The 13,765-nt window shown below is 48.2% G+C and carries 9 protein-coding genes and 2 tRNA genes; 5 read left to right on the top strand and 6 right to left on the bottom strand.

The genetic code is table 11. The features are described 5' to 3' along the window. Positions 1-18 precede the first annotated feature (18 nt). The 3 genes from Q3C19_RS04605 to Q3C19_RS04595 all read right to left on the bottom strand — a co-directional run bounded on the left by Q3C19_RS04605 (position 19) and on the right by Q3C19_RS04595 (position 5,309). A complete protein-coding gene (locus tag Q3C19_RS04605) occupies positions 19-1,656 on the bottom strand; it encodes a TonB-dependent receptor (protein ID WP_071148045.1) in 1,638 nt (545 codons plus the stop codon). Between the two features lie 6 nt (positions 1,657-1,662). Beyond that, the gene (locus Q3C19_RS04600; protein WP_302727519.1) at positions 1,663-4,695 is read right to left on the bottom strand and encodes a tetratricopeptide repeat protein; all 3,033 of its coding nucleotides are present in this window, start codon (positions 4,693-4,695) and stop codon (positions 1,663-1,665) included. A gap of 74 nt (positions 4,696-4,769) precedes the next feature. Further along, complete coding sequence (locus tag Q3C19_RS04595; protein ID WP_302727517.1) at positions 4,770-5,309, bottom strand: NUDIX domain-containing protein; 540 nt, start codon at positions 5,307-5,309, stop codon at positions 4,770-4,772. Between the two features lie 155 nt (positions 5,310-5,464). On the opposite strand from Q3C19_RS04595, the gene Q3C19_RS04590 reads away from it, so the two are divergent. Next, on the top strand, positions 5,465-6,265 hold the full coding sequence (locus Q3C19_RS04590) for an inositol monophosphatase family protein (RefSeq protein ID WP_071148538.1): 801 nt from the start codon (positions 5,465-5,467) through the stop codon (positions 6,263-6,265). Between the two features lie 11 nt (positions 6,266-6,276). Beyond that, positions 6,277-6,981: a ComF family protein gene (locus Q3C19_RS04585; protein ID WP_302727515.1), complete on the top strand. Its 705-nt coding sequence runs from the start codon at positions 6,277-6,279 to the stop codon at positions 6,979-6,981. Between the two features lie 37 nt (positions 6,982-7,018). Here Q3C19_RS04585 and Q3C19_RS04580 read toward each other — a convergent pair. Both Q3C19_RS04580 and Q3C19_RS04575 read right to left on the bottom strand, forming a co-directional pair. Next, positions 7,019-7,092: transfer RNA gene (locus Q3C19_RS04580), tRNA-Asn, on the bottom strand. A gap of 19 nt (positions 7,093-7,111) precedes the next feature. After that, positions 7,112-7,185: transfer RNA gene (locus Q3C19_RS04575), tRNA-Asn, on the bottom strand. A gap of 82 nt (positions 7,186-7,267) precedes the next feature. On the opposite strand from Q3C19_RS04575, the gene Q3C19_RS04570 reads away from it, so the two are divergent. From Q3C19_RS04570 to Q3C19_RS04560, 3 genes are all read left to right on the top strand, one after another. Continuing rightward, positions 7,268-8,251, top strand: a complete 984-nt coding sequence (locus Q3C19_RS04570; RefSeq protein ID WP_287641736.1) for an adenosine kinase — start codon at positions 7,268-7,270, stop codon at positions 8,249-8,251. A 41-nt stretch (positions 8,252-8,292) separates the two neighbouring features. After that, positions 8,293-9,936 carry a S41 family peptidase gene (locus tag Q3C19_RS04565; RefSeq protein WP_302727561.1) on the top strand — a complete coding sequence of 548 codons (1,644 nt, stop codon included), beginning with the start codon at positions 8,293-8,295 and terminating at the stop codon, positions 9,934-9,936. Between the two features lie 222 nt (positions 9,937-10,158). Next, positions 10,159-11,640, top strand: coding sequence for a DUF5723 family protein (locus Q3C19_RS04560; RefSeq protein ID WP_302727512.1), 1,482 nt, complete (start codon positions 10,159-10,161; stop codon positions 11,638-11,640). 228 nt (positions 11,641-11,868) lie between these two features. Here Q3C19_RS04560 and Q3C19_RS04555 read toward each other — a convergent pair whose 3' ends face one another. Continuing rightward, the gene (locus Q3C19_RS04555; RefSeq protein ID WP_302727510.1) at positions 11,869-13,758 is read right to left on the bottom strand and encodes a 4-hydroxy-3-methylbut-2-en-1-yl diphosphate synthase; all 1,890 of its coding nucleotides are present in this window, start codon (positions 13,756-13,758) and stop codon (positions 11,869-11,871) included. Between the last annotated feature and the right edge of the window lie 7 nt (positions 13,759-13,765).

The following is a 13,765-nucleotide window of genomic DNA, read 5'->3' as shown; positions in this document are numbered from 1 at the left end:
TAGGAAGAGTTCTGCCCTTTAGAAGCAGAAACTTACTCCTCCTACGAAATTGATGCCTTCTGCCGGATATCCCAGGTAGTATTGATACTTCTGGTTCAGCAGGTTGTTGGCACGGGCATAGATCGAAATTCCCTTGAACAGCTTGTACTCCAGTCCGGCATAGAGGTTGCTGACGGCGTCGATTGTTTGGCCTTCCACTTCCTGACGGGCAATGTGCTGGTAGCCTAGCTTCAGCAGGAATGGAGAGACGGGGCGGATGTCGACATGCAGATCAGCTTCGAGAGCGGGCTTGAAGAGGAGGGCTGCTTCGGCATAGGGATTTGTTTCGTCTTTCTTTGTATCCCAGTTGCGGTACGTACCCGAGGCGGCGATGGCGAAAATATCCTTGTAAGAGTAGCTGACTTCGGCTCCGAAGTAGACGTTGCTGGTGTTCTGTCCGTACAGCAGCAGAGCATCGTCGCCGAAACCCTGTACCAGGTCATTCTTCAGGTTCTGGTAGCCGCCGTAAATGTTCATCCACAATCCGGTGACGGGACTGGCTTTGAAGCCGAGGGCAGCATTCAGCTGTTCGTAAGTGGCGTCGGCCTGGCTGGCCAACTGGCCGTAGGGGCATATCGTCTCCAGTCGGCGGAAGTCGTTTTGCTGTTTGCCGCCTTTGGCCTGTACGTAGAGCAGATAGCTGTCGGCAAAGTTGTATTGGGCATAAACGTCGGGGGCTGCGCGGAACGTCTTACCGAATCCGAATGCCAGGTCGACGTGTGCACCCAGACGGAGTGTCCAGTCGTCGTTCTGCAGGAGGTAATACGGATTCATGTCGAGCGATGTGTAGTTTTCAAAGTCCGTATGCTGATAGAGGACGTTGTCCATGGCAAGAGCGACGCTGATGGACTGTCCGTCGCTGATGTCGCCTGTTACTTCGGCTTTGGTGCGTATCAGGGTTTCCTGCAGGTCGTCGTAAGGCAGATCGTGCTGGCGCTGATAGAGCATGAGGTTGGTCTCGGCACTGAAGCGGAAAGGCATTTCTTCGTCGGTCGACCGAACACCTACATGGAAGTCGCCCGAAGTGAACTTTTGCTTATTGCTGGGCAGGGCAGGCAGCAGGTTGAAGTTGCTCAGTCCGAAGCGGCCGGCTACATTCAGATCTACTTTATTAAAGGCGTGCAGATAGTCGATGGCTGCACGGGTGCGGTAGTAGAAGGCATCCCATTCTCCGTTTTCGCCGGGCAGGTTGAGACTTCCGTTCATGCCATCCATACCGAAATTCAGGTTCAGGCGGTCGCGCGACGAGAGGCTGAACAGGTAGTTGGCCTGAGCGTCCAGATTGCCATAATTACCATAACCCAGCCGGACGTAGCCCGGAGCGGCTTTGGGTTGTGTTTCTTGTCCAGTATAGGCCTGCATGGTAGTTGCCGGAATCTGTGCGGCCGGAACCATTCGTGCATCGTACTCTACAGCTTTCTTGCTGACGGTAGGTGGAGTCACCTGAGGCACTACATTGATTTTGGTTGCATCGTTGATGTCGGGGGCGTATTCTTGTTCCACTACGACTGTACGGTTCACAGTGGTATCTTTGGCTTGTTCCTGTGCTTGGGCTTGCATTGGGAAGACGCAAGCCGATAAAGCGGTAGCTATCAGAATGGATTGTATCGTTTTCATTGTCTATTATTTCAATTTTTCCAGTCGTTCTTCAATCATGGTCTCTATGTCGTCGTCGGCCTGATAATTCTGTTGCAGGCTGAGCAGGTATTGGCGCGCGTCTACTTTCTTGTCCAAGGCCACGTAAACATCGGACAGAAGGATGAAGCTGCGTGCCAGCCAATAGGCATGCGGTGTGCTCTGGTCGATGAAGTTCAGTATTTCTTTTTCGGCCTTGGCATATTCGCCTTGGTTATAGAGCTGTTGTGCCAGCAGGTATTTGGCTTCGGCACCATAGAGAGTGCGGGTATCCTTGGCCAGTACTTCCAGGTCGGCCATGGCTTTTTGCGTGGCTTTCTGGTTCAGGTAGGCCTTGGCACGGAAGTACAGGGCTTCGTTGTGCAGCTCGGGCGAAAGTTTGGCTTCGCTCAGCAGGCTGGTAGCGGCATGTATGACTTCGGTGTCGTCTTTCAGCAGGGCGGCACAGCGCAATATTCCGGTCGTACCCAGCTGTCGGCGTTCGGCTGTCGAGGCTTTGGCTTGCAGCTGTTTGTAGTCGGCCATGGCCTGGTCATACTGCTGACGGTTGAACAGAATTTCGCTGTGCATCAGCAGAGCTTCTTCAGAGTAAGGATTGTCGGGATATTCCAACAACTTCTCGGCATGTTCGAGTACGGCATTGTCGTCCTGTTGCTTTTTGGCAATGACGCAGAGGTAGTAGCGTGCATTCAGAATGAAAGCACCGTTCGGGAAGCTTTGCAGGTAGCGGCTGAAGCTTTCCTTGGCAGGGGCGATTTCTCCCTTCATGTACACCTTTTCGGCTGCGATGTAGGTCAGCGAGTCTTGTTCGCTGGGTTCGAAGCTGATATTGCCGGGCAGTTGTGCGGCAAGGGCTGCGAACTCGTCTACGCGGTTGGCATCGACATAGATTGACTTCAGGTCGCGCATGGCCAGACGGGCTTCTTCACTACCAGGGTATTGGGTGACTACGTGCTTATAAGCTTCGATGGCACGGTTGTAGTCGTTATTCTGATAATAGAGCAATCCGATTTCGGCTGCAGCCTTGCGGCTGACTGGGCTTTCGGGGTATTTCTTCAGCAGTTCGCCGAAGGTAGCAATGGCTTGGCTGCTGTTGCCTGTCTGTACGTAGGAACGTCCTTTTTCGTAGAGGGCGTTGACGGCATAGGGCGAACTGGGGTATTTGGCCGCCAGCTGGTTCAGTAATTGCACCTTGCCGGAGTAGTCTTTCTGCAATCCGGCTACCAGAGCCAGCTGATAATAGGAGTAATCGCCCGACGGCGTATTCAGGTTCTCTGCACGGGTATAGTATTGACGGGCTTCGTCGAAGTAGCGGTTGTGCAGATAGCTGTCGCCGATACGGTTGTAGGCATCGGCCAGCAGTGCGGGGTTATTCCCTTTTTGCAGCTGAATGAACTTCTGGAAGTTGTTTTGTGCCGTACCGTAATCTTTACGATGGAAGGCAATGTAACCCAAGTTATAGTAGGCCAGGGCAAACATGTCTGAGTTTCGCTGGGGGGTAAGAGCCAGATAATCGTTGAAGTTGCGTGCGGCTTCCTGCATGCGGTTCAGACGATAGTAAGATTCGCCGCGCCAGTAGTAGGATTCGGCTTTGGTCTGTAGGTTATACTGCCCCAAGCTGATGCTTTGGCTGAAGTAGCCGATGGCCTGTTCGAACTGGGTGTTGGTAAATGCCTGTGTACCTAATTGGAAGAGGATCTTTTGTTTGGCTTCCAGTATGGCTGTGCCCGGATGGGCGATGCGTTCGATGGACTGCAGGGCAGCATCGTAGCTGCGGGTATTCATATAGACTTCTACCAGGTAGTTGCTTGCCTTGTCAGCGTAAACCGAATTGGGGAAGTCGTTCAGGAACTTCTCGAAAACGGTGACTGATTCGCCGAAAGCCGAGTACGAGGTTTCGTGTATGCAGAGGGCATGGTTGTAGGCAGCCTGTTCCTTTACACTGAGGTCGGCGTTGGAAGTGGCAGCCTGTTCGAAAGCCATGCGTGCCTTATTTTTGTCGTCCAGTTGAAGGTAAGCCAGACCCATGTGCAGCCATGCGTTCTGAGCCAGAGCGTCTTGTCCGTCGGCTACTTCGTTCAGCAGTTCGGGGACACGGGTGTAGACTTTGCAATGATAGCAGGCAAGGCCTTGCATGTAGCAGGCATCGCGTCGCAGGGGATGCGAGTTGCTCTCGCTGGCATATTGGTCGAAGGACTTCATGGCTTCGAGGTATTTGCCCGTATGGTATTCGGCCGTACCGAGTACGCGGTACATTTCAGCTTCATCGGGCTGGCCGGAGTAGGCCGACAGGTAGTTTTGTGCTACGATTTCGGCCTTGTCGAAATTCTTCTTGATAAGGTAGATTTCGGCTATATAATAAGGAACTAGTGATTGGTATTTCTTGTCATCCTGCAAGGAAAGGAATCCTTTGAGAGCATCGTCATACTGTTGTTGTGTATAGCGTATGTACGACAGATAATAAGTACAGTCGGCAGCATACTTCTCGCTGACGATGCGCAGTGTCTCGAACCAGGTAGCAGCTTCGCGGGTGTTTCCCGTTTTCAGATAGCTGACGGCGAGGCGGTAAGTCATGTCGTCGCGTTCGGCGTTACTGAGCAAGTCGAGCAGTGAACCGTTGAACATGGCCAGTGCTGCGTCGTAATCGCCTTTGAAGAAGTAAGTCGAGGCGATAAGTGCCTGCAGACGGTTGGCGTGAGGCGTGTCGGGGTGTTTCTCCAGAAAGGCTTGCAATAGCTCGGTGCTGCGAGGGTTGCGCAGTTCGTATTCGGCACATACCAGCATATATTCGGCTTCCAGCCGTTCAGCGGTTTCGGAAAGGGGTTGTCCGTCTCGGTCGGTTTGCTGGATGAAGGCCTGCAAGGGCGGGATGGCTGCCGAATAGGCTTTCTGCTGAAACAGGTTTACTCCCTCCTGATAAAGCCGTTGGGGAGAGGTGTTTTGCCCGTTGGTCTGTGCCGTGGCGAGCAGGGGTGCACAGCAAAGGGCTGTGCAGAGTATCCGGGAGATTTTATTCTTCATTTTCTTGGTTTTAGAATGTGTATCTGACAAAAATACGCTTTTCGGGTTGATTTTGTTGCATTTGTTTGGCTTTTTTATAGAATCGCGCGGAGTCTGCGGCTTTCCAGAAACTTTTGCAGGCCTTTGCGGATGGAAGTCAGGCCGAAGTCTTCAGGCCGGATGTCTTTTATCGGAAGGAAAAAGGCATCGGCGGCATCGTCCATGGCTTTGAAGTGAAGCAAGTCTTTCACAGTGCAGTGGAAAAACATGTCCAGCGTATGTACGGGGAACCCCGAATAGATATAAATGTTGGGTATCGAGAAAAGATACTCGGCACGGGTCACTTCCATACCGGTTTCTTCCTTTACTTCACGGCACACACCTTCTTCGCCGGTTTCGAACATATCGACAAAACCGCCTGGAAGGTCAAGAGTACCTTTGGCCGGTTCCTTACCGCGCCGGCAGACCAGCAGTTCGTCCTGTTCATTGACGATGAGTGCTACGGTTGCCGACGAAGGGTTGAAATAGTAGATGAAACCGCAGTCGGGACATTGCTTGGATTTTTCGTTATGAATCTCGAAGCGGTGTGAACCACACTTTGGGCAATATTGAAATTGTGATAAAGGATGTTCCATGTTCTTTGTCTTTTTGCTTTGTCGGCAAAGATAATGCAATTTGGAGGGATAACTTTCAAATGCAAAAGATTTATTTTCACGCTATTTTGCTACATTTGTCACTTGAATAACTGTATGGATGCAGAATTTGGTAAACAGACATATATATGGAAAAGATGTTAGATCTGGAGAAGCTGACGGCAGACGTCTGCCGCATAGCCCGCGAAGCGGGTGCATTTCTGAAAAGCGAACGGCTGAACTTCCGTCGTGAAATGGCACAGGAGAAACATGCGCACGATTATGTATCATACGTGGACAAGGAGTCGGAACGCCGGTTGGTGATGGCATTGCGTGACTTGTTGCCCGAGGCAGGTTTTATCACCGAAGAGGGATCGGCCGAATATCACGACGAACCTTACTGTTGGGTGGTCGATCCGCTGGACGGAACGACGAATTATATTCATGACAATGCTCCGTATTGTGTCAGCATAGCCTTGCGCAACAAGCAGTCGCTTTTGTCGGGTGTGGTTTATGATCCGTGTCGGGATGAGTGTTTCTATGCCTGGCAGGGTGGAGGTGCTTATGTGAACGGGCAGCCGATGCGGGTATCTGCAGTAAAACGTGTCGAAGATTCGTTTTTGGTAGTAGAACTTCCTTATAACTCGGACAGTTATGCCCGTACCGGCGAGCATTTGATACACGAACTTTATGGTAAGGTAGGCGGTATTCGTATGAATGGTTCGGCAGCATTGGCTATCTGTTATGTGGCTGCCGGTCGGTTCGATGGCTGGCTGGAGGCTTTTATTGGTAAGTGGGATTTCTCTGCAGCAGCCCTTATGGTGCAGGAAGCCGGCGGACGAGTAACCGATTTCTATGGAAATGAGAATTTTCTGGAAGGTCATCACGTTGTGGCCACTAACGGTTATCTGCATCCGCTGTTACTGGAACTGGTGGCTCAAGTTCCGCCGAAAATGTAACCCGGTGGTTTATGTGGGAGGTTGTAAAACTCTGGCTTCATTCGTTCCTGCACTTGCTTTTTCCTTATCGTTGTGCAGTGTGTGGCGAAGTCCTGATGGAGGGTGAAGAGGGAATCTGCATCTCCTGCAATATCGATATGCCCCGTACGAATTATCATTTGAAGAAAGATAATCCGGTAGAACGCATGTTTTGGGGAAAGTTTCCGATAGAGCGTGCTTCGGCATACTTTTTCTATCGGAAGGGAAGTGCTTATCACAGTATTCTGCATTTGCTGAAGTACGAGGAGCGGCAGGACTTGGGAGATGTGATGGGGCGTTTCATGGCGGCTGAGTTAAAGATGAGCGGTTTCTTTGACGGGATCGATGTCATTGTGCCTGTGCCTCTGCATCCGCGTAAAGAACGTGCACGTGGGTATAATCAAAGTGCTTGTCTGGCAAAAGGTATTTCGCGTGTGACAGGCATTCCGGTTGATCTTACCTCGGTTGTACGCGAAAAATATACGGAATCGCAAACGCAAAAGTCGGCGTACGAACGTTGGGAAAATATGAACGGTGTCTTCAGACTTCTTCGTCCCGAACGGTTTGTAGGGAAGCACATCTTGCTGGTAGACGATGTGCTGACTACAGGTGCTACGACTACAGCCTGTGCCGATGCGTTCGAGTCTGTGGACGACATACGTATTAGTGTGCTGGCATTGGCGCTGGCCGGTGACTGACAGATATGAAAAAAGCCACCTTGATGGTGGCTTTCTGCTCTTCGTCTTGGACTTGAACCAAGGACCCTCTGATTAACAGTCAGATGCTCTAACCGACTGAGCTAACGAAGAATATTGCATTTGAGTTTCGCTCTTCGTCTTGGACTTGAACCAAGGACCCTCTGATTAACAGTCAGATGCTCTAACCGACTGAGCTAACGAAGAATGTTGTTTTTTCTCAAATGCGCTGCAAAAGTAATAGGATATTTTGAAATATGCAATATCTTTGCAGAAAATTTTTCGAAAAATGGATAAAATACTTGGTTTAGGAAATGCTTTGGTCGATGTACTGGTGACTCTCGAAGACGATAATGTGCTGAAAGAAATGGGTCTTACCAAAGGAGCCATGACATTGATTGATGAAGATAAGCTGCTGAAAATTAACGATTTCTTTAGTAAGAAGGAAACGCATTTGGCTACGGGAGGCTCTGCGGGAAATGCTATAAATGCGCTTGCTTCGCTGGGAGCGGCTACCGGACTGATAGGAAAGATAGGAAATGACCGTTACGGCGATTTTTTCAGGGAAAAGTTTCAGAAGCGTGGTACGGAAACGTTTTTGCTTACTTCGGATACCTTGCCGTCGGGGGTTGCCTCTACTTTTATTTCTGCTGATGGCGAACGTACATTTGCCACTCATTTGGGGGCCGCCGCTGCTTTGAAAGCTGAAGAGCTTACATTAGATATGTTCCGTGGATATGCTTATCTGTTCGTTGAAGGGTATCTGGTGCAGGATCACGATGTGATTTTGCATGCTATTGAACTTGCCAAGGAGGCAGGTTTGCAAGTATGTCTCGATATGGCCAGCTTCAATATTGTTGCTGGTGATCTGGATTTCTTTTTGCTGTTAGTAAATAAATACGTAGATATAGTATTTGCCAATGAAGAAGAGGCTAAAGCCTTTACTGGTAAGGAAGGAAAAGAAGCGTTGGATGTGATTGCAGGAATGTGTAGTATTGCTGTGGTGAAGATGGGAGCACGCGGATCGCTGGTACGTAAAGGTACTGAAACGATAGTAGTTGATGCTTGCAAGGTGGACCGTGTTGTCGATACGACCGGAGCGGGCGACTACTTTGCTGCAGGTTTTCTGTACGGACTGACAAGCGGTTATGCCTTGGAACGCTGTGCACGGATTGCCAGTCTTGTTTCCGGTGAGGTGATTCAGGTGATTGGTGCAGAATTGCCCGAAGAAAAATGGGATGTGATAAAAGGAAAACTCGAACTTAATAACTGATTGACGTGAAAAAGATTTTTAAGTTACGCTGGCTGGTAGCCATGATGCTGGTGCTGGGCGCGGTAGCCTTTTGGGGCTTTAAGAGCGGTGATAGCCGTAGTTTTCAGATTGCAAAGAATCTGGATGTATTCAACTCGATAGTCAAGGAATTGGATTTGTTTTATGTAGATACCATCAATCCGGACAAAACCATTCGCGAAGGTATTGATGCCATGCTTTATTCGCTCGATCCTTATACGGAATATTATCCCGAAGACGACCAAAGCGAACTGGAGCAAATGCTGAAGAACTCTTATGGTGGTATTGGCTCTATCATTACCTGGGATGCCAAGCTGAAGCGTTCGGTGATTGCCGAACCTTATGAAGGAATGCCGGCTGCTACTTCGGGACTGAAAGCAGGTGATGTACTGATGGCTATTGACGGGAAAGATTTGGCTGGGAAAAATAATCAGGAAGTAAGCGAAATGCTTCGTGGACAGGTGGGCACTGGATTCAAGCTGACTGTACAGCGTCCGGGAACGGAAAAACCATTGGATTTTGATATCGTGCGCCGTTCCATCCAGTTACCTATTATACCTTATTATACAGTGCTGGATAATCAGATCGGGTATATCAATCTGAGTACGTTCTCCGGCAATCCTTCGAAAGAATTCAAACAGGCCTTTCTTGATTTGAAGAAGAAAGGAATCACTTCGCTGGTTATCGATTTGCGCAACAATGGAGGAGGTTTATTGGACGAAGCTATCGAGATTGCAAATTTCTTTCTTCCTCGTGGAAAGGTATTGGTAACTACCAAAGGAAAGATAAAGCAGGCCAGCAATACATACAAAACCTTGCGTGAACCGTTGGATCTTGATATTCCTTTGGCGGTGCTGGTGAACAGTTCTACGGCTTCTTCGTCGGAAATTCTGGCGGGCTCATTACAGGATCTTGACCGTGCAGTAATTGTTGGAAACCGTACTTTCGGTAAGGGATTGGTACAGACTACCCGTATGCTTCCTTATGGAGGAACGATGAAGCTGACCACATCCAAATACTATATTCCAAGCGGTCGTTGTGTGCAGGCCATTGACTATAAGCATCGCAACGAGGATGGCAGTGTGGGACGTATTCCTGACAGTCTGACTACTGTGTTCCATACGGCTGCCGGTCGAGAGGTACGCGACGGTGGTGGTGTGACTCCTGATATTGAGGTAAAACAGGACAAACTTCCCAATATTCTGTTCTATCTGGTCAACGACAATCTGATTTTCAATTATGCTACCCAGTACTGTCTGAAGCATGCTACCATAGCCGAACCGGAAAAATTTGTGATAACCGACGCAGACTATGCCGATTTTAAGGAAATGGTGAAGAAAGTCGATTTCAAGTATGACCAGCAGACGGAAAAGATTCTGAAAAGCCTGAAGGAAATGGCTGAGTTCGAGGGCTATCTGACAGATGCTTCTAAAGAATTCGATGCTTTGGAGAAGAAACTGACCCATAACCTGGACCGTGATTTGGATTACTTCTCAAAGGATATCAAAAACATGATAGCTTTGGAGATTGTGAAACGTTATTATTATCAGCGAGGAGCCATTATCGAGCAGCTGAAAGATGATGATGATTTGAAGAAAGCAGTCGAAATACTGACTAGTCCGGAGGAATATCGCAAGATGCTGAGCTCACCGGAAGTGAAAGAATAATAAATCCGTTTAATCTTTATTTTAGCCCGAATAGTACAACTGTTCGGGCTTTTATGTTCTATTTCTCCTTTTTGTGGCTTGTAAGTCCTATTCGTATTGCCTATATTTGCAAAAAAGAATAAACGGACGTTAAGAAGTAATTCTTTGTGGTTCCTGCGTCTTTTTTGTTTCCTTATATGCTGAATGAGGGAATCCATCGGCAATTGTAAAACGGACAAAATTATGAAGAACGTTAAAATTTGGCAAGTATTGTTGTGTGTTGTGCTGCTCGGTTCTGTTCCTGCTCAGGCACAGTTTCTTCGTACTTCTTATTTTATGGAGGGTAGTCATTATCGTATGCAATTAAATCCTGCTTTGACTCCAGGACGCGGATATCTTAATCTTCCTGTAATAGGTTCGTTCAACGCTACTGTCAATACATCTTCGTTGGGTTATCAAGATGTGATAGACATTATAGATAACAGTAGCGATGGTGATTACTTCATGAGTAGTGATTTTATCAACCGTTTGGATGCAACGAACGAACTGAATGTTAACCTGAGTACCGATATCATCTCTGCCGGTTGGTATAAGGGGAAGAATTTCTGGTCATTTAATATTGGTTTGCGTAACGATATCGGTGCTTCTGTTCCAAGAACTATGTTTGAATTCATGCGTGAGATGAATGGTGTGGATATTAATTCGATTGATTGGTCGAATTATAACCGTACAGTAGGCAAGGAAAGTCTGAATATCAATTCGTATGCCGAGATTGGTGTAGGTTTTGCACGTGATATTAATGCTCGTTTGACGGTAGGTGGACGTGTGAAAGCCTTGTTGGGTATTGGTAATATGAAGCTGGATATAAACAAAATTGCAGTTAATACGAATTTGCAAGGTATTGCTGATGTAGAAAATCTGGACTGGAGTCGTGTAGCAGATGATCAGGAGTATGCCAATGAACTGGCAGAGAAAATCGGTGGTACAGGACGTATTGATGTGGAAGCTCGTTTGGAAAGCTCGTTCAAAGGATTGGAACTTCAGGAAAATGAAGATGGTTATATTGATGAGTTTAAGTTTGAAGGCGATAAACTTGGTATTGCCGGCTATGGTGCAGCAATTGACTTGGGAGCCTCTTATAAACTGCTCGATCGATTGACGCTTTCTGCTTCTATCCTCGACTTGGGCTTTATGAAGTGGAGTAAGAACGGTACATCGGTTGCAACTTCCAGAAGTTCTGAAAACTTAAGTTTTGACTTTAACCAACCTACGCTGCAAGGAAAGGTAGATGAAGTGCAACGCTTTGCCAATGTAGTAGGTAGCGGCGAGGTACTGAACTTTGATATGTTGCAGATGCAGGTCGATGAAAATGAAGCTAAGTCGCGTTCAACCAGTCTGACATCTACGCTGGTAATCGGTGCCGAATATGCTCTGCTGGGCAATTGGTTGACAGTAGGAGCGCTTTATACCAGCCGTTTTGCTAAGCCAAAGACGTTGAATGAGTTGACGTTCTCGGCTAATCTCCGTCCTGCAAACAGTTTGAATCTGGCTGCCAGCTATTCTGTTCTGCAAGGATCGGGTAAAACATTTGGTGTAGCAGTGAAGTTAGGTCCGCTTTTCGTAGGAACAGACTATATGTATTTAGGCGAGAATTCGAAGAATGTAAACGCCTATATCGGAATCTCTCTTCCTTTAAGCAAGCAGAAGAAGCCTGCTGATATTTGAGAAAGCGTTAACCTGTAATTGTAAGTTAGGTAAGTTGTTTTATTCTGCTTTAAGCAGATTAAACCATCAATTTATTTTTAGTAAACAGAAATAAACTTATATCTGTAGGTTTTCAGTGAACTAGGTTTGTTGCTGGATGGTTAAGCATGTAAATTCAGGCATATAAAAAGAATGAGCGGGAATGTTTGTTTTGCATACATTCCCGCTCATTCTTTTTTAGGAGAGAGGTTAAGCCTTCGGATTGTCCTCTTTCCAGTCTCCGTTGGCTTTTATCAGTTCTATCAGTTTTTCTACTGCTTCTTCCTCGGGGATATTCTTTTCGATGCACTCTTTCTTTTTGTACAGGCTGATTTTGCCTCGTCCGGCACCTACATAGCCATAGTCGGCATCGGCCATTTCGCCGGGGCCATTCACTATACAGCCCATGATTCCGATTTTCAGTCCTTTCAGATGGCTTGTAGCCGCTTTGATGCGGGCTATTGTCTGGGTAAGGTCGTAGAGTGTGCGTCCGCAACCGGGGCAGGAGATGTATTCAGTTTTGCTGGTACGTAACCGTCCGGCCTGTAGAATGTTGAAGGCAGTAGCATCGATCAGTTTATCATCGATGTGCAGGTCCTTTTGCGGGTTGTTCTGGTTGAAGAGGAAGATTCCGTCGCAGAATCCGTCGAATATCAGTGCTCCCATATCGGTAGCAGCCTTGAGCTGGAAGTCCTCGGTTTCAGCCTCGGCGTAGTGCTGGAAGAAAACGACAGGATTCTTCAAACCTTCACTCATCAACTGGTGCACCAGTGCACGTTGTTCGCCTAAACGGTTAGGATGATTGCTTTGCGCGATAAGTACCATTTCCGGATGGTATTTCAGGCAGGCAATAGCTTCGTCGTTCAGTCCCATATAAGTTATGAAGAGGAACTTCAGCGGAGAGTTGCAGGCGCTGAGGAACGGCAGCTGGTCGCTTTTGAAGGCAGGCCACGTATTCGGTTGGTTTTGCCAGATATCGGCATCGACAATGAATTGTACTTCGGATGCCTCTTTCCCTTCTGTTGTATACGTTTCGGGTTGTCTGTGCCCGATATATACATAGTCGGGCATGAATTGCGGATTGAAGTCTAGTTTACCTTCCAGTCGTGCGGCAATTACTACGGGCTGCTGCTCACCGCCTATGTTGCGCACGGCATAGGTGGTACGGCGCACAGGATTCAGGTAAGAGAATGCTGGGGCCGTTGCTCCGGGGATGTAAGGATGGTCGTTGCGTTGTCCGATGTAGTCAACCAATTTGCGTGCTACGGGGATTTCCGCTTCGGGTGTTTCACTCAGCGAAACCCGGATGGTGTCTCCAAGTCCGTCGGCAAGCAACGCTCCTATGCCAAGAGCCGACTTGATGCGTCCATCTTCTCCGTCACCGGCTTCGGTTACTCCGAGGTGGAGAGGGAAATGCATTCCTTCTTTTTCCATGACTTCTGCCAAGAGGCGTACGGTACGTACCATTACTACCGTATTGGAGGCTTTGATGGAAATGACGACATCGGTGAAGTGTTCTTCTACGCAGATGCGGAGAAACTCCATACACGATTCGACCATACCTTCGGGGGTGTCGCCGTAGCGGGACATGATGCGGTCGGACAGTGAGCCGTGGTTCACGCCGATACGGATGGCTGTGTGGTTTTCCTTGCAGATGTTCAGGAACGGAACAAAACGGTCACGAATCTTTTGCAGCTCTTTGGCATATTCTTCATCGGTATATTCCAGATGCTTGAATGTTCGTGCGGCATCTACATAGTTACCTGGATTAATGCGGACCTTCTCTGCGTAAAGAGCAGCTACATCTGCAACTTTGGGGTTGAAGTGGACATCGGCCACCAAGGGAACAGTATAGCCATCCTGGCGCAATGCGGCATTGATGTTCCGTAGGTTTTCCGCTTCCTTGACTCCCTGAGTGGTGAGGCGTACATATTCTCCTCCGGCATCTACAATACGCTTGGCTTGTGCAACGCATGCTTCGGTGTCCTGCGTTGCTGTATTAGTCATACTTTGTATACGAATGGGGTTGGAACCACCCATTGGGGTAGCACCTATGTTTACTTCCGAAGTTTCTCGGCGAGAATAATTGAATAAGTCCACGTAGATA

Origin of the sequence: Bacteroides sp. ET489 (assembly GCF_030518095.1) — a bacterium.
GTDB classification, from domain to species: domain Bacteria; phylum Bacteroidota; class Bacteroidia; order Bacteroidales; family Bacteroidaceae; genus Bacteroides; species Bacteroides ndongoniae.
The sequence above is the reverse complement of the archived record's forward strand: the minus strand, read 5'-3'. Positions and strand labels throughout refer to the sequence as shown.